Raw genomic sequence first — 23,687 nt, forward strand, 5'->3', positions numbered from 1 at the left:
GTCAGTCCGGCTCGGCAACCAGCACGGTAGCTGCCGCTTCGCCCTTGCGGCGCAGGCAGGAGCCCTCGGGGAGCCCGAGGTCGAGCGCCCATTCCGACAAGAGTGTGATCGCCGCGGTGTAGTCGGTCAGCTCGAGGTCGAAGCGGTACCAACCGGATCCGATACCGCCACCGAGCACCTCGCCGGCTCCGGCCGCGATCAGACGCCGATCGAGAGGCTCTTCCAGCTCGGAGACGGTGTCAAACGAGCAGAGGTCGTCCGGCAGCAGGAGCTCGGCGTGAATGATGGCTGAACCCATGGGGAAGAAGCTCGGATCTCCGTTCGGCTGTCGATGTTAAACTGGTATCTGCTCGGGCGAGCATTCTGCTCGTCCTTTTTTCGTAAGTCCGATGCGGCCAGTCCAGGCGAAACGAGTCCCCTTGTCAGCCGGCTGTCTAGTGCTCGTGGCACTGGTCTCGACGCCGGTTCGTGCCGATCTCGATCCCGAGGGCTGGCAGAACCTGGAGTCGGCCTCGTTCCGGCTCTTGAGCAACGGCGACCCGGAGCTCAGTACCGAGATTCTCCTGGATCTCGAGCGCTTCCGGAGGGCTTTCAACGAACTCGCACCGGGGATCGACTCGAGCTTTCCGGTTCCGACCCGGATCGTCGCGTTTCGCGATGCCGACTCGTACGCGCCGTTCAAGTCGGAGAGCGATTCGACGAGCACTCGGATACTGGGCCAGTTCCTCGGCCACCGAGACGGCAACTTCATAACCTTGAACGCCGACCCGAGGATGAGCGGCGGTCTGGGCATCATCATCCACGAGTACGTGCATCACATCGTGAACCAGAATCTCCCGGGCGTGCCTCGTTGGTTGAACGAGGGCCTTGCCGAGTACTACAGCACGTTCGGTGTCGAGAGCGGGTTTGCGGTGATCGGTCGTCCCGTGGACCGTCATTTGCGCTGGTGGCGGCAGAACCGGGACGTGTCAGTGTTGGAGGTCGTCGGAGAGGCTCGGGACGCTCCGATCCACTCTCTCGGAAGCGCAGGCCGGTTCTATGCCGTATCGTGGGGTCTCACGCACTATCTCCTCTCGAGGCCTCGAGGCGCGGACCTGCTTGCGGCCTACCTCGAAGAGGTGGCGTCGGGTTCCGATCGCAGCGAGAGCTTGCTTTCGGTTCTCGGAGTTTCGGGGCGCGAGCTCGAATCCGAGCTGCGCCGTTACGTCGTGGCCGAGTCGCTGCCGACGACGAGCCTGGCGCTCGAGGATCTCGGCCATATCGGGATCGAACAAACTGCGGCCTCGCCGAGCACGGTCCTGACGGTGCTGGGGGAACTGGCCGCCCGGCTCGGTCATGAACGGCACGCCGAGGAGCTCTTCGACCTGGCGCTGGCTCACGAGCCCGAAAGCGCGGAAGCGTTGGCCGGGCTTGCAGGTGTCAGGGATGATCAGGGCAGAATCGAGGAAGCGGGTGTGTTGTTCGACCAGGCCCTTGCCCTGGGACCCCGCTCGGCACGGTCGTACTTACGCTACGGCCGTCATCTCTTGCGGCGCTTGGAGCTCGCACGCCGGGACGAGACAGGACGTCCGGAGGAGCTGGCTCTCGAGGCCAAGACCGCCTTTCTCGCCGCAACGGTTCTCGAGCCGTCCTACGCCGAGGCTCAAGTCATGCTGGCCTTTGTTCATCTGTTCGAGGGACTCGAGGCGGAAGACGGATTGGTCTTCGGTGAGCGCGCCCGAGAGCTTCTTCCGACGCGGGTCGAAATCGTTCACACCTTGATTCGACTCAACCTGAAGATGGGCTCGACGGACCGTGCCCGCGCCCTTCTCGAAGGCCCGCTCGCCGTCCTGGCCGAGCGCGAGCTTCAAGAGAGGGTGCGACGCGAGATTCGACGGGCCGAGTTCTTGCTGGCCGCGCGGGCCGCGCTCGCCGACGGTCGCTGGGACGAAGGGCTCGAGCTCTTCGACCGGGCGATATCCCAGACCGAGGACATCGAGGTCAGATTGCAGATGGAGGAGCAACTCGAAAAGCTCGGGGAGCGCGCAGATCGCGAAAGAGCCAGAATCGGCGACTCTCGGTAGTTCTCCCGAGGCGATGCGAGGAGCAAGACATTGAACCAGCAGCCCGATTCGAAACGTGCGCATTCGATCGATGAGCTCGTGCAGGATCGGCCTCTACTGCCATTTCTACCGCTGATCTATGTCGCCTGGGCCGACGGCGAGCTCAGTAGCGGCGAGATCGAGGCAATCGCAGAGCAGGTCGCCTCGCAAGGAGGTCTCGACCCGGGGTGCCGAAGACGTCTGGCCGGCTGGCTCGATCCGGCCGACCCGCCATCGCCCAGAGAGCTGGCGGCGATTCTGAGGACGATCCGTCAGATCGCGCCGGCGCTGCCCGACGACGCCAAGTTGACCCTGGCCGGTCTAGGCTGCCATCTGGTGGAGAAAGACCTCGACGGGCGCACGATGGCCGCCGACCCGGTCGTGGAGTCCACTCTGGCCGACCTCGAAGCGGCGGTGGGGCTCGCCGGAGCCGAAGCCTCGCGCGAGCTTCTGAGCGGGGCTCGCCCGGCGCCGGAAGGGGAGCCCGAGCGTGAACGGGCTTCATTCTCACCATCGGTTCTGCAGGAATCACTGGATGCGCCCTACGCTTCCGTTCGCGACCGTGTTCGGCAACTCTTGAGCGAGTCGGAGTTCCACTACCAGTGGGAGATGGATCGCGCGTCTCATCGCCGCCTGGTGACTCGCTGGTGCCGGCGGCTTGCCGAAGAGGGGCTCGGGGCTCTCAGCTTTCCCGGAGCCTACGGCGGAGCCGACGATCTGGGGGCTTTCATCGCGGTCTTCGAGACTCTGGCTCATCATGACTCCAGCCTCCTGGTGAAATTCGGCGTCCAGTTCGGACTCTTCGGCGGCAGTGTTTTGCAGCTTGGAACCGAGCGACATCACCGCGCCTATCTCGAGTCGATCGGCAACATGTCCCTGCCGGGCTGCTTTGCGATGTCGGAAACCGGACACGGCTCCAACGTTCAGGAACTGGAAACGGTCGCTCGCTACGACTCCGAGCGGCGAGAGTTCGTGATCACGACCCCGACCCCGGGCGATCGAAAGGACTGGATCGGGAACGCGGCGGTCGACGGCAAGATGGCGACGGTCTTCGCTCAGCTCCGTCTCGGCGAGGACGACTTCGGGGTGCACGCGTTTCTGGTTCCGATTCGGGGCGAAGACGGGGAAGTGCTGCCCGGTGTGGCCATCGAGGATTGTGGCCGGAAAGAGGGGCTCAACGGGGTCGACAACGGCCGGATCACCTTCACCGAGGTGCGCATTCCGCGCGAGAATCTGCTCGATCGGTTCGCCTCGGTGAGCGCCGAGGGCGAGTATTCGAGCGCCATCGCCAGCTCTTCGAAGCGTTTCTTCACTATGCTCGGCACTCTCGTGGGTGGGCGGATCAGCGTGGCCGGAGCCTCGATAGCGTCGGCCAAAACCGGCCTCGCAATTGCTATCCGCTACGCGACTCGGCGCAGGCAGTTCGGAGCCGCGGGGCGTCCCGAAACCCTGTTGCTGGACTACAAAGCCCATCAAAGAAAACTCCTGCCGCGTCTGGCGGCCGTGTTTGCGATCGACTTTGCCCACAAGCGCCTGGTTCGGCGCTTTCTGGCTGCCGGCGACGAGGCTCGCAAGACCGAGACCTTCGCCGCCGGCCTCAAGGCCTATGCGTCCTGGTTCAACGTCGAGACGTTGCAAGTGTGCCGGGAAGCCTGCGGAGGACAGGGATACCTGGTGGAGAACCGCATCTGTCGGCTGCGCGACGATACCGATGCTTTTACCACCTTCGAAGGCGACAACACGGTTCTGATGCTGCTGGTCGCGAAGTCGCGACTGACCGAGTATCGCCACCAGTTCTCCGACCTGAGGCTGGGCGGCCTGGTCAAGCTGATGGCGTCGAAGGCGATAGCGGCGGTTTCGGAGCTCAACCCGGTCGTCACTCGGACGACGGACGACGAGCACCTTCAAGACTTCGAGTTTCTGGCCGGTGCGTTTCGATATCGAGAGAATCGGCTGCTCCAAACGCTGGCCCAGCGTCTGCGCAACCGGCTCGAGCGCGGTATGGAGACGTTCGAGGCGTTCAACGACTGCCAGGATCACGCACTGAGGATGGCCGAAGCCCATGTCGAGCGCGTTGTCGCAGAGGCGATTCTGGCGGCGGCCTCCGACCATCGCGGCCGGGAACTGGGCCACATCCTGGACCGCCTCGCCTGCCTTTTCTGCCTCTGGCGGCTCGAGACACGGCGCGGTTGGTTCTTGGCGAACGGCTATTTCGAAGGCCCCAAGGCCAAAGCGATTCGAAACCTGATCACGCGGATAGCACAAGAGGTGCGCCCGGAGGCCGAAGCTCTGGTGGAGAGCTTCGGCATACCGGATCGAATCCTCGCGGCTCCGATCGCCGTTCGGGAGGCCGGGGAATGATCCGGCAGCTGAAGTCGGCCGTGCTCGGCTGCCTGATGCTGGCGGTAGCTCTCGAGCCCTCCTGGGCCGCTGAGTCCCGACGCACACGGGTGGTCGAGATCGTCGAACGGGTCGCCCCGGCGGTGGTCAACATCTCGGCCGAGGCGATCGTTCGCCAGGCGGATCCCTTCTTCGGCCGGCTTTTCGGCCGCCGCCGCCGCGTCGAGTCTCTCGGCTCGGGCTTCGTGGTGGCCGCGAATGGAACGGTGGTGACCAATGCTCACGTGATCGAGGGAGCTTCCCGGATCCTCGTGACGCTGAGTACCGGCAGGGAGCTGGAGGCGGAAGTTCTGGGTTTCGACAGAGACTCGGATCTGGCCGTGCTGAAAGTGGCAGGTCGGAACCTGCCGGCCGTCGAGCTGGGATCGAGCTCGGACCTGCTGATCGGTGAGACGGTGATCGCGTTGGGCAATCCATTGGGCCTCTCGAACACCGTCACCACCGGCGTGCTTTCGGCGCGTGGCCGAACGGTGCCGGCCGAGACCGGCGAGCGCTTGTTTACGGACTTTCTCCAGACCGACGCGTCGATCAACCCCGGGAACTCGGGTGGTCCGTTGGTGAACCTCGAAGGGGATGTGATTGGAATCAACACCGCTATCGTAGCCGGAGCGGAGGGCATCGGTTTCGCGATCCCGGCCGATCGAGTGCGCCGGGTCGTCGACGATCTGCTGCGCTATGGCTCGTTGCAGCCGATCTGGACCGGGCTCCGACTGGTCAGCCTCGATCGAGAGCTAGCCCGGGAATACGATCTTCCCCTCGACCGCGGAGCCATCGTCGAACAGGTTCATCCCGGATCGCCGGCCGCGCGCTCCGGATTTCGTGTCTCGGACGTGTTGCTCGAAGTTGGCGACCGCAAGGTTTCGTCGAAGGAAGACGTAATGACGGCTGTCTATTCCGTGGCCGTTGGCAGCCGCGTGCCGATCAAGATCTGGCGGGATGGCAGCCAGCGCGCTCTGGACCTACCGGTCGAGACTCCGCCTGCGGATCTCGGCATCAGCCATCTCGAAGCTCAGATCGGTTTGTTCGTCGAGCCCTTTGAAGGTCGATTGGTGATCGTCGGCGTCCGACGCGGGTCGGCCGCCGATCGGAAAGGCCTCGAAAGAGGTGACCTGGTACTCGCCGCCAACGGCCAACCGGTCGAGACGACCGACGAGTTGGCGCACGAGGTGCTGCGGGCGCTCGATCGCGGCGGCCTGCTGCTGGTGGTGAGCAGAGGGCGCAGGTCGTACTATCTGAGCTTCAGGCTCTAGCCTGGCCTTCTCACCAACCTTCTGCTGCGACGCCGTAAATGCTTGAATCTGCAGCGTTACGCTCCCATCGGCTTCCTCGACGTACGTCGAGTACGCCTGCGTCAGCCTCGGTCGCAAGCCTTGCATCCTCAAACACTTCCGGCGTCTCGCTAAGAACGCTGGTGAGAAGGTCAGGCTAGCCGCTCGTTCTGAGACCGGGGCGGGGCTCAGTCGAGATCGAAGGGGCGGGGGGGAGGCTCGTCCTCTGGAGATTCCCTGGCCTCCCGGAGGGCCTCTTCGAACTTGTCTTCCAGGAGGCGGTCCCGGTTCTTGAGGGCCGAGACCTCTCGCTCGAAGAGATCCTCGGCGTGAACCCTGTCCTCGTCGAGCTTCTCGAGCAGTTGATCGAAGTCTTGGCCCCCTGCCGGGGCGGCTTTCTTCGGCTTGTGAAACAGTACCTCGCCGGTCTCGCGGTCGATCACGAGACGGCTTTCGCAATCTGGACAGCGAAGCGTTAGTTTGCGGGACCCCGTCATCAGGGCCATTGTAGCTCCCCGGGGTCGAATCGAGGGGAACCGCCAGGGGTTTCGGCAGGTCTGAACATGAGATGGGCGGACTTTGCCGAAAAGGTTGATATTGTGGAGCGGAGCACAATTTTCTTGCGGGAGTATTGCCCATGACTCGAAAATACCTGGCGTTCTTGGGAATTTCGCTGGCGCTTCTGGGTTGCCAGAAGGACAAGGCAATCAAGATCTCTGTGATCACCCCGATAACGGGCTCTTTCGAGATTTACGGGCAGGCGGTCAAGAAGGGGGTCGAGCTTGCCTACGAAGAGCTCCGGGCCAATCCGGATCTGCCGTTTCAGCTGGAGCTCACGGTGGTCGATTCGGAAGGCAACCCGGAGTTGGCAGCCGCCAAGCTCAAGGAGGAATTCGAAGCCGGCGCGGTGGCGGTCATCGGCGGCGTCATGTCCGACGAGGCGCTCGAAATGGTGGCCGTTGCGGATCGCTACGACCGGGTCTTGATCTCACCCTCGGCTTCGAATCCCCAGCTCACTGGGATCTCGAAGAACTTCTATCGGGTGTTTCCCTCAGATTCTCGCGAGGGCACCAAGATGGGGAACTTCGCTTCCGCCAAGCTCGAGATGGAAACCGCCGTGATCGTGGCGAAATCCGACACCTACGCCCGCGGCATCAAGGAGGTTTTTCAGGCCGAGTTCGAGCGCAACGACGGTGAGGTGATCGAAGTGATCGAATACCCGGCCGGAGCCGACCTCTCCGGTCTGATCGACCGCGTGATCGCACTCAATCCCGCGGGTGTCTACCTGGCCGCCTTTGCCGAGGATATCGGGATGATGATCAGCGAGCTTCGCAGCAAGGGGTATCGAAACCGGATCCTGACGACTTCGGCTTTTGCCGCTCCGGCGGCGATCGAGCAGACCGGCGAAGCCGGCGAAGGTGTTTTTCTGACCCAGGCCGCCTTTGACGCCTCCAGCGAGGACCCCAAGATCCAGGCGTTCGTCGAGGCCTTCCGCAGCAAATACGGTCTGAATCCCGATCTCTACGCCGCCCACGGCTACGACGCCGTGATGGTTCTGGTCGAAGCCTTCAAGGACGGCGAGCTGGTGGCGACCGAAGTGTGGAAGAAAGTTCGGGGACTGAGGGATTTCACCGGCGTGACCGGTACGATTCAGTTCGATGAGCGCGGCGATGTTCAGAAGTTTCCCCGCGTCTATGTCGTCGAAGATACGAATCTGAAGGACTACGAGAAGGACATCGAAGAGCGGCGCCGTCAGCTCCTGGAGAGGCTACGCCGGCTCGAAGAGGCACAGCGCCGCCGCAACGCCGGATAGGCGAGGCGCACGCCCCTGGTTGACCGGGTGCTGTTTCTCTAGAATGAATCGGCTGCTTCGCGTGGCCGACCCGGTTTCGTCTACCCTAAGTTCAACATGCTGGATGTAACTCGACGCTTGCTGCGTTACCGCGGCCTTCTTTGGACGCTGGTCGTGCGCGAGCTCAAGGGCCGCTACCGGGGCTCCTTCCTCGGCTTCTTCTGGTCCTTGGTGAATCCGCTTCTGCTGCTGGCGGTGTACTCGTTCGTCTTCACTTACATCTTCAGCCCGAGGTTCGCGGAGGGAGCCGCCAAGCCGTATCCACTGTTCCTGATGTGCGGGTTGTTTCCGTGGGTCTGGGTGTCCACCTCGCTGCTCGAAGGGACCGACTCACTGCTGGCGGGTGCCGGCCTGATCCGAAAGGCGGTCTTTCCGGCCGAGATTCTGCCCATGGTCTTCGTGCTGTCGAATCTGGTTCACTTTTTGCTGGCACTGCCGGTGCTCAGTGGCGGGCTCCTGATCGGTCGCTTTCTCGGCTACCCGGTCAGTGGCTGGGGGGCCGCATGGCTTCCCCTGATCGTCGGTTTGGAATTTCTGGTGGTCGGGGGGCTGACCCTCGGTCTTGCCGCGCTGAACGTCCACTTCAAAGACGTCAAGGACATCCTGACCAACGTCTTGGCGGTGCTTCTCTATCTCACTCCGATCCTTTTCCCGCTGAGTTTCATTCCCTGGAAACCGGGACAGTGGGCGATCGGGTGGCTGAACCCGCTCGCGCCCTTCTCGACTGCCTTTCAGGAGACACTCTTCAAAGGCGACGCCCTGCAACCGCTGCTTCTTCTGCAGATGATCGGCTGGGCCGTGATTGCCTGGGTCCTGGGGACATGGCTATTCAGCCGGCTATCAGACAGTCTGGCGGAAGCGGTTTGAGTTTCGCGATCCAGGCCCGTGACGTTTCAAAGGACTACCGTCGAATGGCGGCGGGCTACAAGCTTCGAACCCTGAAGAGCGCTTTGCTGGAGCGCAGCCTGACCGACGGTCTGCGCCAAGATGAATTGATTCCCGCGGTCCGGGGACTTTCCTTCAACGTCGAGCCCGGGGAGGCGTTCGCGGTCATAGGGTCCAATGGTTCGGGTAAGTCCACCTTGCTAAAGATGGTCGCGGGCATTCTCAAGCCCACCGCGGGTGAGATCAGGATCAACGGCAGGGTGGCCGCATTGATCGAGCTCGGGGCCGGGTTTCATCCCGAGATCTCCGGGCGGGAGAACGTATTTATCAACGGCGCGGTCTTGGGCCTTTCGCGACGAGAGATCGACAGGCGCTATGACGAAATCGTCGAGTTCTCCGGCTTGGAGAAGTTCATGGACGAGCCGGTCAAGAACTACTCGTCCGGCATGTACGTACGCCTCGGCTTCTCGGTGGCCATTCACACCGATCCGGACATCTTGTTGGTCGACGAGGTTTTGGCCGTCGGCGACGAAGCATTTGCGCACCGATGCATCCGGAGGATCGAAGAGTTCTTGGCCCGTGGTAGGACCGTTCTGTTGGTTACTCACTCGCTCAGCCTGGTCGAGGAGTTCGCCGATCGGTGTCTTTGGCTGGAAGGGGGGGGCGAAAGGTTGACCGGAGACCCGCGACGGGTTGTGAACGCCTATCGACAGTCGGTCGCCGAGGCCGAAGGCCGGGTGCATCAAGAGGCAAAGGAGCAGCGTGAGCAAGCGGTTCAGGTCGGGTCCGCCGGCGTGGTCGAGACCGCCGAGGACTCGGCGAAAAGCGCGGTAACCGAAGAGCCGGAAGAGGATGCGGAGGCCGAGGTTCTGCGTTGGGGCACCCGCGAGGCCGAGATTGTGACCGCCCGAATGCTGAACCGCGACGGCTCCGAGCGCTACAACTTCGATTCCGGAGACAGAGTCGTGTTCGAGATTCAAGTGAAGGCACAGCAGGAGCTCGACGACTTTGTTTTCGGTGTCGGGATCTTTACGTTCCGAGGAGTCGAGTGCTGGGGCACCAACACCACCTTGGCGGGCTTCGAGTCCGACGCACTAAACGGCTGGGCAACCGTTCGGGTCGTTTGCCCGGAGCTTCGGCTGGCGCCGGGTGAGTACTCATTGGATGTGGCGGTCCACGCCCGCGACGGCTACGCCTACGACTACCAGCGAAGGATTCTCAGTTTCACCATGACCGCTCGGGAGCAGGGCGTCGGCGTCTATTTTCCGAGCCACGAATGGCAGTTCGAGGGCGGGGTCAAATGGTCCAGGGTGCCGACGGTCAGTTAGCTTGAACCGCGGGAGGAAGCACGATGTCTGAGAAGGTCAAGGGGCTCAATGTCAAAGTCAGCGACGAGGAGCTCAAGGGTCGATACTCGAATCTTCTTCGGGTCACTCATACCCGCGAGGAGTTCATCCTCGACTTCATCAATGCCGTGCCGCCGCAGGCCATTGTCACCGCTCGTCTGGTGACCAGCCCCGGCCACCTCAAGCGGATCGTGCGAGCGCTCGCCGAAAACCTCGAGCGCTACGAAAAGAACTTCGGACCGCTTGCCGAGGCGCCGGAGCCCAGCCGGGACGACTCGGTCAACTAGCTCTTCACCACTCGGCCGTTCTTGACCACGGCGGCGACCGGGTTGATGCCGTAGTGATAGGCGAGGTGGAAGGCGTTGGGCGCGTCGAGTAGCACCAGGTCGGCCCGCTTGCCGACCTCGATCGAGCCGACTTCCTCACCCAGCCCCAGGCAGCAGGCGGCGTTGAGGGTCGCGGCGGTCAAGGCCTCCTCGACCGACAGGCCGAGCTCGAACACCGCCAGCACCAGAACCATGGGCATCGACTCCGTGTGGGAAGAGCCCGGGTTGCAGTCGGTCGCCAACGCGATCGGGACACCGGCCTCGATCAGGCGGCGCGCCGGGGCGTAGTCGTGCTTCATCAGGAAGAAGCTGGTGCCCGGGAGGAGGACGGCGGTCACTCCGCTGTCGGCCAGAGCCTCGATGCCGGCGTCGGAAACCGCGATCAGATGATCGGCTGAAAGAGCGCCGAGCTCCGCAGCGAGGCGGGCACCTCCCGAGTCGACGAACTCGTCGGCATGGAGGCGTGGCGCCAGGCCGTGGCGGACGCCGGCCTCCAAAACCCGGCGGGACTCCTCGGGGGTGAAGACCCCGCATTCGCAGAACACGTCAGAAAAAACGGCCAGCTTCTGCTCGGCCACCCGTGGCACGATCTCCTGACAGACCAGATCGAGATAGCGGTCGCGCTGGTCGCGGTACTCGGGAGGTGTTTCGTGCGCGGCCAGAAGGGTCGGAACGAGGTCGACGGAATGTCCACTGCTCGCTACTTGAATGGCCCGCAGTTGCTTGAGCTCGTCGTCGAGGTTGAGTCCGTAGCCGCTCTTGGCTTCCGCCGTAGTGGTTCCGAATTCGAGCATTCGGTCCATACGCCGGGACACGAGCCTGACGAGGTCCTCCTCGTCGACCTCGCGGGTCGCCCGCACCGTCGCTAGGATGCCGCCCCCGGCGGCGGCTATCTCCTGATAGGTCTTGCCGGCCAGGCGGTCGGCGAACTCGTGCTCGCGGCTTCCGGCCCAGGGCAGGTGGGTATGCGGATCGACGAATCCCGGAATCAGGGTGCCGCCGTTGCCGTTCAGCCGAGGGATCTCGGCCTGCGGACCGAATCGCTCGGTGAGCTCGTCGGCGGCTCCGACGAACGCGATGCGGCCATCGCGGCACCAAACGACGGCGTTCGAGTAGCGCTTGATCGATGCCTGCCGGCGGCCCCGCCGGGGCTCGCTGCCGGTAGGCGTCGCGACTTCGGCGAGGTCGGTGATGATGAGGTCACTCACGACGGCGCTCCTAGTCTCCGATCTCGGGGGTTCGATCCTGAGGGGCGGGACGTTCAGCCCGTGGCCCGAACAGCGCACTCCCGATCCGAACGTGAGTCGCCCCCTCCTCGATGGCGATCTCGAAATCCCCGCTCATTCCCATCGACAGAGAAGCCTCGCCTTGAAACAGCCGGTCACGTAGCATTCTCAGTTGGCGAAACCAGCGGCGCGCCTCGGCCTCGGTGCTGGAGACCGGCGGAATCGCCATCAGGCCGGAGATCGAGAGGTGCTCCAGGGATCGAAGGTCGGCCACGACGTGGTCGAGCTCGGCGACGGCGAAACCGTGCTTGGTCGACTCGTCGCCCAGGTTGACCTCCAGCAGGCCTCGGATGGACTTGCCCGTCGCGCTCGCTTCACGATCCAGACGCCGGGCTATCTTCAGTCGATCGACCGAGTGGATCCAGTCGAAGATCTCGACGGCCTTGCGGACCTTGTTGGACTGGAGCGGTCCGATGAGATGCCAGGTGACCGCGGGGCCGGTCAGAAGTCGGCTGTGGGCCAGAGCTTCCTGGACGATGTTTTCGCCGAAGTTTCGGAGTCCGGCTTCGTAGGCGGCCTTGATTCGATCTCCGGTCTGGCGCTTGGCCGCACCGAGGAGGGTGATCTCAGCAGGGTCGCGACCGGCCCGCTCGCATGCTGCGACGATGCGATTCTCGACCGAAGCGAGCCGCTCGGGCACGCCCGTACTCATCTGCCTCTCTAAGCCTCGGCAATGTACAGGATGCGCTTGCAGCTGTCACAAAGGACCAGGTTGCCCTGGTTCGCGATCTCGACAACCGCTTGGGGCCGCACTCGGTAGTTACACTCGCCGCAGTGCCAGATCTGCGCGCCTTTCCTTCCGGTCTGCTGCACCTCTTGGACCGCGGCCATGGCGTTGCCCTGATGATGCTCGAACACCCGTCTGAAGTGGGCGAGTATGTGCGGTGGCAGGGCCTCCTCCAGTTCCGCGATTTTTTTTCCGATCTCCTCTGCCTGCTGGGCGATGTCGGGTTTCTCAGATTCCCACTTTTCCAAGGACTCGGCGTAACGCTGGTCCAAGTCGGCAAAGGCGGCCTTGGCTTCTTCGAGTTGTTTCTCGATCGTCTCGTACTGCTCGAGAGCGGTGAGGTCGAGTTCTTCGGATTCGCGGATCTGGTTCTTGACCGTGTCGATCTCCTGCAGCAGTGCCCCATACTCGCGCTGGTTGCGAACCTTGCTGATCTGCTCCTGATATCCCTTGAGTTTCTCCTGGCAGTCTGCCTCGGTTGCTTCGGCGGCGCGCCGGTCGCTGGCCGCCGCCTGCAGGGCCTCCGCGAGGGAATCGATCTCGGCTTTGCGACTGCTGTGCTCGGTGTGCAGCTCCTGCATCCAGTCCGGAATTCCGGAAAGCAGCGCTTCGAGGTCGGTCGCCTCGGTGAGCGCCTGCTGGAGCTTCGTGACCAAGCTCAACTGATTGGCCATGGGCCCTCCCCCAATTTCGTGCTTTGGTCCAAAAGGCCGAAGGGGTGTCGCTCTGTCGCAACACCCCTTACGAGTTCACATCTACGTCCCAGTTCGGACGAACACTCTCTCCGGCCTTTTCGTCTCCTGACTTCCAATACGCTCGCGTACATTCAATCGCCTCTTGGCCCGCGGATCATTGGGTCCACCTGGATTCGAACCAGGGACCTGCCGGTTATGAGCCGGATGCTCTAACCGCTGAGCTATGGACCCACACTCCCCGGAGCCGGGGAGCGGAGAGTATAACCAATTTTTCCGAGGTTGGAGAGGTGCTAGCCGGCCTCGGCATAAAGCCGGTCGTAGCTGTCCGCAAAGAGCAAGACCCTCTTGACGTACGACTTGGTTTCCTCGAGTCGAAGGGTCTCGAGAAAGCGATCCAGCTCGGCGTTTGCACCTGCTTGCTTCCAGAGCCGCTTGATCCGGTAGGGGCCGGCATTGTAGCCGGCGAGAGACAGCTCATCGTCGTCGCCGAACATCGAACGCACTTGTCTGTAGTAGGTCGTGCCGAGCTGGATGCTGAACGAAGGGTCGCTCAGGCGCTCGCGGCTGTATTTCAAACCCAGGCGACGGGCTATTTCTCGGCCGGTGGCAGGCATCACTTGCATCAATCCGCGAGCGCCCGCCCAGCTGCGGGCGCCCGGATCGAAAGCGCTCTCCTGGCGAATCATGGCCAGCACCAGATTACGATCGAGCCGGTTCTTCACCGAGTGCTGTTCGATGATGTCGTCGAAGGCGAGCGGATAGTAGAGGTGGCGAGCCCGCCCGGGCACGATGCCCTGGAACGGCGTGCCCAGGAGGGGGAAGACACCCTTGATCTCGATAATGCTCTCGCGCCGTTGGCCGGTGGCGGCGAGAGTGAGGGCTCTGAGTGCTCCGGCGGCGCGTGGTTCGGCGTGCTTCGCCAGGGCATCGATCTCCACCAGCGCGGCCTCATGAAGGCCCAGGGATGACAACCGCTCCGCCCTGGACAGGATCGGGTCGTATGGCCACGGCTCCGTGGGAGTCTGCGGGTCATCCCTCTTGCCGATGTCTTCGCCGAGACGACGAAGGGCGTGTCGGCGATAGAAGTCGGTGAAGGGCACATCTGCCACTTTCGTCAGCAGCCGCCGGGAGCGAGCCTCGTTACCCAGAATCTCATGTGCACGAGCCGTCCAGTAGAGTCCGCTGCGATTGTAGGTGCTGGTTGGATAGAGCGTCGAAAGCTCGGTCCAAAAACCAATCGCGCCGCTGTAATTGTTCTCGCTGTGTTGCTTCCACCCCAGGCGCCACAGCTGTCGGGCGCCACTTTTGTCGTCCGGGTCGATCGCCTTGAGTCGGCGCAGGGCCTCGAGCGCCTGTTCAAAGAGATCGTCCTCGAGCGCGTCCTCGAAGAGAATCCGGAGCGCATGCCGGGTGCGGTCGCGATCCAGATCCAGCCTGATGGCGGTTTCGAGGTGCTGGTGCGCTCGCTCGCGCATCATTCGTCGTTGCACGGATGTGAGGTTGCGTCCCGACTTCGGGGCCGAGATCTCCAGGGCAGCGAACGCTCGTTGCCATTCGAGGTCGTACTCCTGCCGCGGATTGTGAGGGACGAGCCCCTCGAGTGCCTCGAGCGCTTCTTCGCCGCGTTTCGAAGCGGTGAGCGCTTGGGCCTCAATCAAGTGCCAGGCCCACCTACGTTCGCTCACCGGTATGTCTTCGAGTGTCTTCATTGCCGGCTCTCGCAGACCGGCATTCAGAAGGCTTTCGGCCCTCTGCACCAACTGGGCGGGAGTCATAAACCGAAGCCACTCAATCGTCCCGTCCGGGGTTCTGAACTCCTCGACGACCTCGAGGTTGGAGGCGGCCAGGGGGTGCTCGACGAGAAGCTGGATTGCCGCAGCGCGCCGAATCGAGGCGTTGTCGAGCTCAGTTCCGGCCTGCCAAGCCGCAACTTCAAGGGCCTCGGAAGTCTCACTCTCGAGCTGCCAGAGTCGGCCCTGACGGGCGGCCTCGATGACGTCGTCGAGATCGCCGCGCTCTCGAGCGAGATCGCTCGCCGCGAGGATCGCCTTCTCGAAGAAGGGCGAGCTCGAGTAGCGGGTTCGCAGGCTGTCGAGGGCGGCCTTTGCCGCCGAATACTGGCCCAGCTCGAGCGTGCTGCGCGCGAGGCCATACAGGTGCCAGTCGCCATACGCTCCATCCGGTGGCGCGCTCCGGAACAGTTCGAGACTCTTCGAAAAGTGTCCGCAGCTCTGCGCGGCCAGTCCCAGAACCAGACTGGGCGGTGGCACCGCCGGGTCGACCGCCGCTTCTTGGCTCGCTTGGGATTCCGCTTCGAGCAGGGCTCCCGCTTGCGGAAGGTCGCAATCCGAGATTGACTGTGCGAGACGGTCGATGTTCGGATAGACGTCGGAGACTGCGCGGCCGGGCGTGACGTCGGTCGTCGTGCCTATCGCCAGCGGTTGGCCGAGGCTCACTCCGATCAGCACCGTCGCCCCGGCGATTGCCGGCAGCAGGCTTGATCGATAGCGCCTCATGTCTCCGAGTACGCCTTCCAGGGAGGACTAGATTCCCAAGAGCGACGGATCGCCGCCGGCGAGAATTCGAACCAGCGCCTGCTTGAAGTAGTCGTCTTCATCGCGTACCGCTGGATCGATGCGATCTTCGAAGATCTGCCGTGACCGATCAATGTCTTCCTGGAGGCGCGTATAGACGTTGGCGTCGCGGCGGCCTTCCTCAACGGCCTCTTCGTTGTAGAGCTTGATCTCGGTAACCAAGAGCCTGGCCAAGCGCTGGGCCTCTTCGTGTTCCGACTCGCTACTCGCCTCGCTGGGCTCGCCGGTGGTAGATGTGAAGGCCCACCCCGGACCCTGAAGGTCGTCCGGCGGAGCCACCTGCGTGCTGCTCAGACCTAGCGTAGGCTCGGCCGTCACCGGTTTCGGCGGCTCTTGTGCGACCGGTGGGAGCTCGGTCGGTTGCTCGATCGGCGGTGGAAGAGTCTCCGCCGGAGAGGGCGGCTCGGGCATGTAGGCGGCCGGGCGGGTGTCCTCTTCATCGAGGCTGGGCGGGGGCTCGTAGGAGGGTGCGGCGATCTCCGGCGGAAGATCCGGAGACTCGTCAATCTCAGGTGTCGACAGGCCCGCATCGGCCTCCGGCAACTCGACGCTGTCGATGACGTACTCCTCTTCCGCCTCCTCGGGCATGGCCGCCTCGAGCGGTGGCTCAGAGGCTGGCTCTTCCAACTCCTCCACGGCCGGGATCGGCGTTTCTGGTGGAAGGGGAACCTCTTCGACCGTTTCAACCGTGGCAGCCACCTCGGCTCCCCCGCCGGCGATGGAGAGCGTCGCCGTTGACTCTCGCTTGCGAACCGGCAGGGTTTCCAGTGTCTGCCCGGCTACGTAGGTCAGCAGCTGCAGTGCCGAGACCGAGAAAACGTCGTCTCCGACACGGTCACAGTAGACCATCCCAACGACCTGGTTGCCGAGCACGAAGGGCATGAGCAGTCCCATCGAGGGATGTCCGGCGGCGAGAGCATCGCAGATCAACGCGCAATCCTCGGCCGACAATGCGATCGAGCCCTCGTTCAGGTGGTCGGCCATCGGGAAGGGTACATCGCCTCCCAGGGAGACCTCTTTGATTCTGCCGTCGGCTTCGCCAAAGCCGGCGGCACTCCAACCGTGTGCTTCCGGGCCGCGATGAACGAAGATGGCAACCCGCGAGGCGAAGCGCAGGACCCCCCGTGAAAGGGCTTCGAGTATCTCGGACTGCGATGCAGCCACGTCGATATCCAATGTGGCTAGTCGAAGCTCATCCGCCGCCTCGAGTGAAATGGCTGCTGCCGGCGCGGGAGCCGCAGGGACCTCGGGAGCCTCCGCAGCCGCGGCAGCCTCGGCAGCCAGCGCGGCTGCCTCCTCAGCCACAGCCGTTACCGTTTGCTCGACGGTGGCCGCGAGTTTGTCCTCGAACTCCCGGCGCACGCTCTCCAAGGCGCGCTCGAGATTAGCGGCCAGTTTTGGGTCCAGATCTTCGAGATAATCCGAGAGCTTCATGGTTTTCTCCCTCAGCGGGCCGCAAGTCTTTTGACTCGGCGATTATTCTTTAGGGTCCGAAAGCTGTCAAGGGAACAGCTCGCGGCCAAAAGCCTTTTGTTCATGATCACTTACGGTTTACCTCGCGGTCTTCCAGGAGCACCGACATCTTGCTGCCTCGGAGAACCTTGTGGTACCTTGATCGTTCGCCAAATGGAAGGTCATGTACCCGCGAACACGGAGGGTTTAGATGCGTTTCAACCGTGGACTGATCGTTTTTTCGTTGTTGGTCGTCGTAGCACTGGCCGTCGCTTGCGGTCCGTCGGAGCCGAAGGCCGATCCGGCCGTGGAGGCCGAGTGGGCCGCGCTGACCGAGGCGAAGGAGAAGCTCGACAGTAGGCGCGCTGAGCTCGATGAGCTCAAAGCCATGATGATGACTCGGTCCGAAGAAGAAGAAGAAGAAGAAGAAGCGGAGGTTGGCGAGGAAACCGAGCCGGCCGAGGGCGAGGAGGCCGAAGCGATGGAGACGCCGGAAGAGATGGCGGCTCGGGCCGAAGAGTTCGACAAGGAGATCGCCGACCTGGCCGACAAATTCGGCGGCCGCCTGGCGGCATTCTTGAACGATCCCGCCAACCAGATTATCGAGGGCGAGCCGCTCACCGAGCGCCAAGTGGCGGCGGTCCGGATGAAGAGCAGCGAGGATATCGAGCTGGCGGCGGAATACGTCGAGAAGGGCGGCGACTACCGGCGGGCGATCGACATTCTCCAGGTCGCGCTCCAGCTGGATCCGGACAACGCCGACGTGCAGGTGGCTCTGGAGGAAGCTCAAGCCAATCGCTATATGTCGGAGGAGCGTTTCGCCCTGGCCAAGAAGGGCATGACTCAAGACGAGATTCGAGAGACTCTGGGTCAGGTCAACTTGAGAAACATCAGGGACTACCCCGAAAAGAAGGTCGTGGCCTGGTTCTACGCGACCGCCGAGGGAGGCGCGGCCGCCGGCGTGTACTTCAACGAGGACAAGCGGTCGGGCGAGATGAAGGTCTACCAGCTCAAGTACGACGCCGTTGGCGGCCCCGAGGACGGCTAGCCGGTCCTTGACTAAATCGCCGGCATCGGCGACACTCTCACGCCCGGCCTAAGCCGAGGAGATCCCTGTCCTCGAGGACTCGGATCGACGGGAGGTGATATCGATTGCCAGCGGTTCAAGTACGAGACGAAGAGAGCTTCGAGAACGCGCTCAGGCGCTTCAAGCGCAAGTGCGAGAAATCGGGCATCCTGACCGAGCTCAAGAAGCGACAGTACTTCGAAAAGCCTTCGGTCAAGAGAAAGCGGAAGGCGATGCAAGCCCGCAAGAAGGAGCTCCGCAGAATGGCCGAGGAGCGGCGCCTGGGGCTGCGCTAGTCGGAGCCGTCCGGCGACCCAAGATCGAGGCGGGGACGCGTACCCCGCCTTTTTTTGTTGACCCAGCGTCATGCGAGTTTCCGGGGCCAGCCTAGAAGCACTAGAGTTCGCGTCTCTGAGAAGGGTGGCGGCCGAGTTCGCGGCCAACGACCTGGGTCGTTTGCAACTGGAGTCGTCGTCGCCGTTCGAACAGGCGAGCGAGCTTCGCCGATCGCTTGCCATGACCGCCGAGGTCGAGCACCTCCTGGAAGACGGGCCCCTGGTGACCGGATTCGAAGAAGATCTCGAGCCTCTGGCCGAGAGCCTCGCGAGGGACCATTCCGAGATCGGGGGCGCCGATCTGGTCGTGCTGGCGACCGTTCTGGCCTCGAGTCAAACGGCCCTCGCGCGTATCGGCACGGCCGCCCCGGAGAACGCAGCCTTGCTCGATGCCTTTGCCGGCGTTCCCGACCTCACCGAGCTGTCCAGAGAGATCGGCAAGCGTCTAGATGAGCGCGGTCGGGTGCGAGACAACGCCAGCCGTCGCCTCGAGCAGTTGTCCAAGAAGAGTCGCAAGGTCCGGCGTGGACTCTACGGGCGGCTCGGCAACTTCGTGTCCGGCCACCGAGACAACCTGGCAGAGGAGACGGTTTCGGTTCAAGACGGGCGCCTGGTCCTGCTGCTTCGTTCGGGATCCAAGGGCAGGCTCCCGGGCGTGGTGCAGGGGCGCTCGTCGACCGGAAAGAGCTTCTACTTCGAGCCGCTCGAGTTCGTCGAGGAGAACAACGAGCTTCAGGCCAGTCAGCGCGAAGAAGAAGCGGAGAGGCAGCGGATTCTGGCTGAGCTGATAGCCCGGGTGCGTGCCAACGCCGCGGACATTCGCGAGCATTGGCATCTGCTGGCCGATCTTGACGCGCGCCAGGCTCTGTGCCGGCTCAAGAAGCAAATGGGTGGCCACTTCATCGAGCCCGGGGAGGACGAAGCGCTGGAGCTGGTCGACGCTCGCCACCCGCTATTGGATCCCTCGCTTGCCGGCCAGCGTGAGCGAGCCCTGGGCCAGGCCGGGCATCTTGGCTCGGTCGTGCCGCTTTCGCTGGCCCTGCGCGCCGATTGCCGGATGCTGGTTGTGACCGGGCCGAACGCTGGCGGCAAGACGGTCGCGCTCAAGACGGTCGGTCTGCTCGTGCTGGCCAGCCACTGCGGCTTCCCGGTGCCCGCGGATCTCCATTCCCGGGTACCGTTCTTGTCGTCTCTGGTCGCGGTGGTGGGCGACGATCAGGATCTGCTCGAGGAGCGCTCGACCTTTAGCGGCAGACTGCTTCGGTTGCGCGAGGTCTGGCAGGAAGCCCATGATCGGAGTCTGCTGCTCGTCGACGAGTTGGGCTCGGGTACGGATCCTACCGAAGGTGCGGCATTGGGAGTGGCCCTGATCGAAGCTCTTTCTGCGAAGAGCCCCTGGGCTGTGGTCACGACCCACCTCACCACCATTGCCGCGGCCGCACTGGATTTGGAGAGTGCGTCTTGCGCTGCGATGGAGTTCGACTCGGCCAGCGGTCATCCCACCTATCGACTGGTGTCGGGGGCTCCCGGGGGGAGTGAGGCCCTGGCGCTGGCGCGCCGTTTGGGCCTCCCCGCGCCGTTGCTGGACCGGGCCGAGAAGCTCCTTGGGCCCGAAGAGCGCCGCCTGCGCCGCCTGTTGCAGGAAGTCGAGACGACGAAGCGGAAGCTCCAGGCCGAAAGCGGCCGACTCGCTGAGCTCCTGGCAGAAGCCGATCGCGATCGCCGCGAGGCCGCCGAGAACGCTGCCGCCACGAGCCGCGAAAGAGCACAACTGGCGAAGCGCCTCAAGCGCGAGCTACGAGACTTTCGGGATGAGGTCCGAAGAAAGCTCGGCGTGGAGGTCGAGCGTCTGGCGCAAGAGCTCAGATCCGGTCACCGGCGGACGGCTGCGGCCCAGGCGGTTGAGCGTCTCTTCCAGGATGAGCCCGAGTGGCGGGATCCCTCCCAGCGCGATGATCAGCCACTGGTGATTGGTGAGTCGGTCGAACATACGGTGCTCGGATGGAGCGGCAGTCTTCTGGAGCTGGCCGGTGGCAAGGCCACGGTCGCGGTTCGCGGAAAACGAGTCCAGTGTCCGGCAGAAGAGCTCGGCCGAGTCGAATCTCCTCGCATCGGCAAGAGTGAACGCGAAGTCTCGATCTCCGAAGGGCGACGCCGTTCGGAAGAGCCGCTCTCGGGCAGCGTCGAACTGAACCTCATCGGGGAGCGGGTTGAGCCGGCGCTCGAGGCGCTCGAGAGTTTTCTGGACCGTGCGCTCTTGGGTTCGAGCGAAGTGGTGCGTATTGTCCACGGCCACGGTACTGGCCGCCTGCGGGCGGCGATCCGAAAACGGCTCCAGGGACACCCGGCTGTCGCCAGCTGGCGGGCGGGCGGTGACTCAGAGGGTGGCGGCGGAGCAACCATCGTCACCTTGGCGGGCTGAGCACGTGCACTAGTCGGTTAGGATTTCACTGAGCTCACCGATGGCTTTTGGACACATTCAACTCACCGACGAGCTGGTTCAGTCGGTTCGAGACACAATCGACATTGTCGACATCGCCTCCGATCACACGCGCTTGACCAAGGCCGGCCGTCGCTACAAGGGACTGTGTCCGCTTCACAAGGAAAAGACACCGTCGTTCAGCGTGGATCCCGACCAGGGAGTGTTCTACTGCTTCGGATGTTCGCAGGGCGGAGATGCCATCAGGTTGCACATGCTGACCTCCGGCGATGATTTCCCGACGGCAATCGAATCTCTGGCGCGCAGGTACAACATTCCGCTGCCGGCTTTCCGGCCAGGCGGCAAGCACGCCAAACCCGAGCAGCAAATCGAGCCGGTTCTCGAAGCCGCGCTCGACTACTACCAGCGCCAGCTGGCGGGGCATAAGTCGCCGCGAAGCTACCTAGAGCGGCGCCGCATCGAGCCCGAGCTGATCAAGAGATTCGGTCTCGGATACGCGCCGCCCGGATGGCGCAACCTGCTGCACGCGCTCAAGGACAAGTTCCCCGAGCGCCTGCTGGAGCGCGCGGGATTGATCGCCGAGTCTCAGAAACGGCCGGGAGAGCGTTACGATCGATTTCGGGAACGCCTGATCTTTCCGATTCGCAACACCGCCGGACGCCTGGTCGGTTTTGGCGGTCGAGCGCTCGGAGACGACAAGGTCAAGTACATCAATACCAACGAAACACCGAGCTTTCGCAAAGGCCGACTGCTTTACGGTCTCGATCTGGCCAAGCGATCCATCAGGGAGTCGCAGCGAGCCTTCGTGGTGGAGGGGTACTTCGATGTCATCGGATCCGCCGCCGCGGGTATCGACAATGCCGTTGCCACCATGGGCACCGCTCTTACCGTCGAGCAGGCTCGGCTTTTGGCGCGCTTCTCCGACGAAGTGGTGGTCGGCTACGATGGCGATTCAGCCGGCGAGCAGGCCTACCGCAGATCGATTCCGCTGCTCCTTGGCGCCGGCCTTGGGGTTCTGCGCGCCGAGCTCGGCGCCGGCGCCGACCCGGACTCGGTGCGGTTCGATCTGGGGGACGAGTCACTCCGCCGGCTGGTCGAGAGAGCTCCGGACGCGGTGGTGCTCGAAATCGAGAGGATGACTCCCGAAGGCGTCGAGAGAGAGCCCCGAAAGCAGTCCCGGGCAGCCAAGGCGGTGGTGGAGCTTCTGGGAGCGGTGCCGGACTCGGTTCTGCGATACGGGTATGCGCGCCAGGCAGCGGCGAGGCTCGTGATTCCGGTGGAGCTTCTGCTCGAGCGCCTGCGCGGTCGCGGGAGCGAGAAAAAGGACGATAAACAAAGGGGTTCTGAGGGGATTGTCCGGAGCTTGGAGGAGAAAACCCTCCAGCTCCTGCTGGCCGAGGACGCGGAGTCACCCGAACCGGCGAGCCTTCCGCCCGAGGAGGCCTTTCTGGACCCCGCCTGCAGGAATATTTACAGTGCTTTTCGCGCTTTACATAAGGAGGGGCAAAAGGGCCCACCCGCGGCGCGGGAGCTCTTGGCCCGGCTGCCGGAGCAGGGGCCGGCAGTTGACCGGATGGCGCGGCTTTTGTTAGAAGTGTCGGCTGGCTCCAACCCGAAGGAGCTCGAGGCTTCGGTGCGTCAGCTGGAGCGGCGCTGGCAGCAGCAGCGATCACGTGAGCTGGCGGCCCAGATCGGCGAGGCGCAACGGGCTGGAGACCAAGAAAAGCTGGAAAGACTCTTGACTGAAAAGGCGGACCTGAGCCGCCGATTGCACGATCGCAGCGACGACAGCGCGCGCTGAGCGGCCGGCCGGTGCCGACCGCAAGACCCCACCCCGGAGACAAGTGATTTGACTGCCCCCAAACTGAAATCCGCAGAAGACAAGCACCCCACCGTCAAGCAGCTCATCGAGCTCGGGCGCTCCAAGGGCTACCTGCTCTACGACGAGATCTACGAGATCTTGCCCGACGAGATCATCAGCATGGCGGAGGAGCTTGACGAGATCTACGAACGATTCCAGGAGCTGGGCATCGAGGTTCTGGATCGCCCGGAGCGCTACCAGAACCGGCGCGACACCGAAACCCACACGGGAGATTTCGAGAAAGCGGAAGCTGCGGAAGCAACGCCGTTCCGGCTTCACGAGCAGGAGAAGACCAACGACCCGGTCCGGATGTATTTGCGGGAGATGGGGACGGTTCCACTTCTCGACCGCGAGGGCGAGGTCGAGATCGCCCAGCGTATCGAGAAGGGCGAGTGGATGATCTACGAGGCGCTCTCGGAGAACGCGGTGGTGCTCAAGGAGCTGCTGCGACTCAACGAGGTGGCGCATCGTGATCCCGGTGTGGTCAAAGATCTGATCGCCGATCCGGACGCTGAGCTGGACGCGCGCGCGAACCAGCGCATCAAGGCTGCGCTCAGAGTCTTCGACCAGATTGCCAAGCTGGACAAGAAGGTCCAGTCGCTACGCAAGCGCCAGAAGCGCTACAAGAAGGGCGGCGACCGTCACCAGGAGATAGATCGCGAGATCGATCGCATGGTTGCGAAGATCGCCAAGCGCATTCGGTCGGTCGAGTTCTCTTTGCAGACCCAGAATCGACTCGTGGACTTCCTGAAGAACCTCAATCGCCAGTTCTCGCGCTTCGAGCAGGATATTCGTCGGGCCAAGATGGCGCTCGACAAGGAGTCCAACAAGGAATTGCGTTCCTTGCATCGCCGGCGTATCGAGAAGTACCGGCGCAAGGTCAAGGATCTCGAAGGCCGATACGGCACCACCCACGCCCAGGTCTCGGCGACGATCAAGAAGATTCGCCTGGGCGAGGCGACTTGCGAACGAGCGAAGGACGAGCTCATCGTCGCCAACCTTCGCCTGGTCGTCTCGATCGCCAAGAAGTACACTAACCGCGGTCTGCAGTTCCTGGATCTGATTCAGGAGGG

The 23,687-nt window shown here is 63.4% G+C and carries 19 protein-coding genes and 1 tRNA gene; 12 read left to right on the forward strand and 8 right to left on the reverse strand.

What is annotated here, in order from left to right; genetic code table 11:
* Nucleotide 1: 1 nt before the first annotated feature.
* The gene (locus GY769_11720) at nucleotides 2-298 is read right to left on the reverse strand and encodes a hypothetical protein (protein MCP4202590.1); all 297 of its coding nucleotides are present in this window, start codon (nucleotides 296-298) and stop codon (nucleotides 2-4) included.
* Nucleotides 299-419: 121 nt separating this feature from the next.
* On the opposite strand from GY769_11720, the gene GY769_11725 reads away from it, so the two are divergent.
* Genes GY769_11725 through GY769_11735 form a run of 3 tightly spaced genes read left to right on the forward strand, consistent with a single transcriptional unit; the run spans nucleotide 420 to nucleotide 5,731 of the window.
* The gene (locus GY769_11725; GenBank protein ID MCP4202591.1) at nucleotides 420-2,063 is read left to right on the forward strand and encodes a DUF1570 domain-containing protein; all 1,644 of its coding nucleotides are present in this window, start codon (nucleotides 420-422) and stop codon (nucleotides 2,061-2,063) included.
* A 30-nt stretch (nucleotides 2,064-2,093) separates the two neighbouring features.
* Nucleotides 2,094-4,442 (forward strand): acyl-CoA oxidase, encoded by a 2,349-nt coding sequence (locus GY769_11730; protein ID MCP4202592.1) that lies wholly within the window; start codon nucleotides 2,094-2,096, stop codon nucleotides 4,440-4,442.
* Nucleotides 4,439-5,731 (forward strand): PDZ domain-containing protein, encoded by a 1,293-nt coding sequence (locus tag GY769_11735; protein MCP4202593.1) that lies wholly within the window; start codon nucleotides 4,439-4,441, stop codon nucleotides 5,729-5,731. Before GY769_11730 ends, GY769_11735 begins: the two co-directional genes overlap by 4 nt.
* Before the next feature lie 206 nt (nucleotides 5,732-5,937).
* On the opposite strand, the gene GY769_11740 is transcribed toward GY769_11735, so the two are convergent.
* Nucleotides 5,938-6,246: a hypothetical protein gene (locus GY769_11740; protein ID MCP4202594.1), complete on the reverse strand. Its 309-nt coding sequence runs from the start codon at nucleotides 6,244-6,246 to the stop codon at nucleotides 5,938-5,940.
* Nucleotides 6,247-6,386: 140 nt separating this feature from the next.
* Here GY769_11740 and GY769_11745 point away from each other — a divergent pair, with 140 nt between their 5' ends.
* From GY769_11745 to GY769_11760, 4 genes are all read left to right on the forward strand, one after another.
* The gene (locus tag GY769_11745; GenBank protein ID MCP4202595.1) at nucleotides 6,387-7,562 is read left to right on the forward strand and encodes an ABC transporter substrate-binding protein; all 1,176 of its coding nucleotides are present in this window, start codon (nucleotides 6,387-6,389) and stop codon (nucleotides 7,560-7,562) included.
* A 96-nt stretch (nucleotides 7,563-7,658) separates the two neighbouring features.
* The gene (locus GY769_11750; protein ID MCP4202596.1) at nucleotides 7,659-8,468 is read left to right on the forward strand and encodes an ABC transporter permease; all 810 of its coding nucleotides are present in this window, start codon (nucleotides 7,659-7,661) and stop codon (nucleotides 8,466-8,468) included.
* Nucleotides 8,465-9,814 carry an ABC transporter ATP-binding protein gene (locus tag GY769_11755; protein ID MCP4202597.1) on the forward strand — a complete coding sequence of 450 codons (1,350 nt, stop codon included), beginning with the start codon at nucleotides 8,465-8,467 and terminating at the stop codon, nucleotides 9,812-9,814. Before GY769_11750 ends, GY769_11755 begins: the two co-directional genes overlap by 4 nt.
* Nucleotides 9,815-9,837: 23 nt before the next feature.
* Nucleotides 9,838-10,119 carry a DUF3467 domain-containing protein gene (locus GY769_11760; protein MCP4202598.1) on the forward strand — a complete coding sequence of 94 codons (282 nt, stop codon included), beginning with the start codon at nucleotides 9,838-9,840 and terminating at the stop codon, nucleotides 10,117-10,119.
* On the opposite strand, the gene GY769_11765 is transcribed toward GY769_11760, so the two are convergent.
* From GY769_11765 to GY769_11790, 6 genes are all read right to left on the reverse strand, one after another.
* On the reverse strand, nucleotides 10,116-11,366 hold the full coding sequence (locus GY769_11765; protein MCP4202599.1) for an imidazolonepropionase: 1,251 nt from the start codon (nucleotides 11,364-11,366) through the stop codon (nucleotides 10,116-10,118). The genes GY769_11760 and GY769_11765 overlap by 4 nt on opposite strands.
* A 10-nt stretch (nucleotides 11,367-11,376) precedes the next feature.
* Nucleotides 11,377-12,096: a YggS family pyridoxal phosphate-dependent enzyme gene (locus tag GY769_11770; protein ID MCP4202600.1), complete on the reverse strand. Its 720-nt coding sequence runs from the start codon at nucleotides 12,094-12,096 to the stop codon at nucleotides 11,377-11,379.
* Between the two features lie 8 nt (nucleotides 12,097-12,104).
* On the reverse strand, nucleotides 12,105-12,845 hold the full coding sequence (locus tag GY769_11775) for a hypothetical protein (GenBank protein ID MCP4202601.1): 741 nt from the start codon (nucleotides 12,843-12,845) through the stop codon (nucleotides 12,105-12,107).
* A gap of 179 nt (nucleotides 12,846-13,024) precedes the next feature.
* Nucleotides 13,025-13,097: transfer RNA gene (locus tag GY769_11780), tRNA-Ile, on the reverse strand.
* A 59-nt stretch (nucleotides 13,098-13,156) separates the two neighbouring features.
* Complete coding sequence (locus GY769_11785) at nucleotides 13,157-15,382, reverse strand: lytic transglycosylase domain-containing protein (protein MCP4202602.1); 2,226 nt, start codon at nucleotides 15,380-15,382, stop codon at nucleotides 13,157-13,159.
* 27 nt (nucleotides 15,383-15,409) lie between these two features.
* The gene (locus tag GY769_11790; GenBank protein ID MCP4202603.1) at nucleotides 15,410-16,894 is read right to left on the reverse strand and encodes a hypothetical protein; all 1,485 of its coding nucleotides are present in this window, start codon (nucleotides 16,892-16,894) and stop codon (nucleotides 15,410-15,412) included.
* 229 nt (nucleotides 16,895-17,123) lie between these two features.
* Here GY769_11790 and GY769_11795 point away from each other — a divergent pair, with 229 nt between their 5' ends.
* The 5 genes from GY769_11795 to GY769_11815 all read left to right on the forward strand — a co-directional run.
* Nucleotides 17,124-17,960: a hypothetical protein gene (locus GY769_11795; GenBank protein ID MCP4202604.1), complete on the forward strand. Its 837-nt coding sequence runs from the start codon at nucleotides 17,124-17,126 to the stop codon at nucleotides 17,958-17,960.
* Nucleotides 17,961-18,064: 104 nt separating this feature from the next.
* Complete coding sequence (gene rpsU, locus GY769_11800) at nucleotides 18,065-18,274, forward strand: 30S ribosomal protein S21 (protein ID MCP4202605.1); 210 nt, start codon at nucleotides 18,065-18,067, stop codon at nucleotides 18,272-18,274.
* 124 nt (nucleotides 18,275-18,398) lie between these two features.
* Nucleotides 18,399-20,735, forward strand: a complete 2,337-nt coding sequence (locus tag GY769_11805; GenBank protein ID MCP4202606.1) for a hypothetical protein — start codon at nucleotides 18,399-18,401, stop codon at nucleotides 20,733-20,735.
* 40 nt (nucleotides 20,736-20,775) lie between these two features.
* Complete coding sequence (dnaG, locus tag GY769_11810) at nucleotides 20,776-22,554, forward strand: DNA primase (GenBank protein MCP4202607.1); 1,779 nt, start codon at nucleotides 20,776-20,778, stop codon at nucleotides 22,552-22,554.
* A gap of 48 nt (nucleotides 22,555-22,602) precedes the next feature.
* Nucleotides 22,603-23,687, forward strand: a 1,085-nt coding sequence (locus GY769_11815; protein ID MCP4202608.1) for a hypothetical protein, incomplete at its 3' end; no start/stop codon positions are given.

The sequence above is a fragment of the bacterium genome (genome assembly GCA_024224155.1).
Taxonomy (GTDB): Bacteria; Acidobacteriota; Thermoanaerobaculia; order Multivoradales; family JAHEKO01; genus CALZIK01.

Bases quoted from the DNA above. Each gene is read 5' to 3' on its own strand.
- GY769_11720 (MCP4202590.1), bottom strand. From the start codon at position 298: ATGGGTTCAGCCATCATTCACGCCGAGCTCCTGCTGCCGGACGACCTC.
- GY769_11735 (MCP4202593.1), top strand. From the start codon at position 4,439: ATGATCCGGCAGCTGAAGTCGGCCGTGCTCGGCTGCCTGATGCTGGCG.
- GY769_11740 (MCP4202594.1), bottom strand. From the start codon at position 6,246: ATGACGGGGTCCCGCAAACTAACGCTTCGCTGTCCAGATTGCGAAAGC.
- GY769_11745 (MCP4202595.1), top strand. From the start codon at position 6,387: ATGACTCGAAAATACCTGGCGTTCTTGGGAATTTCGCTGGCGCTTCTG.
- GY769_11750 (MCP4202596.1), top strand. From the start codon at position 7,659: ATGCTGGATGTAACTCGACGCTTGCTGCGTTACCGCGGCCTTCTTTGG.
- GY769_11760 (MCP4202598.1), top strand. From the start codon at position 9,838: ATGTCTGAGAAGGTCAAGGGGCTCAATGTCAAAGTCAGCGACGAGGAG.
- GY769_11770 (MCP4202600.1), bottom strand. From the start codon at position 12,096: ATGAGTACGGGCGTGCCCGAGCGGCTCGCTTCGGTCGAGAATCGCATC.
- GY769_11775 (MCP4202601.1), bottom strand. From the start codon at position 12,845: ATGGCCAATCAGTTGAGCTTGGTCACGAAGCTCCAGCAGGCGCTCACC.
- GY769_11785 (MCP4202602.1), bottom strand. From the start codon at position 15,382: ATGAGGCGCTATCGATCAAGCCTGCTGCCGGCAATCGCCGGGGCGACG.
- GY769_11790 (MCP4202603.1), bottom strand. From the start codon at position 16,894: ATGAAGCTCTCGGATTATCTCGAAGATCTGGACCCAAAACTGGCCGCT.
- GY769_11795 (MCP4202604.1), top strand. From the start codon at position 17,124: ATGCGTTTCAACCGTGGACTGATCGTTTTTTCGTTGTTGGTCGTCGTA.
- dnaG (MCP4202607.1), top strand. From the start codon at position 20,776: ATGGCTTTTGGACACATTCAACTCACCGACGAGCTGGTTCAGTCGGTT.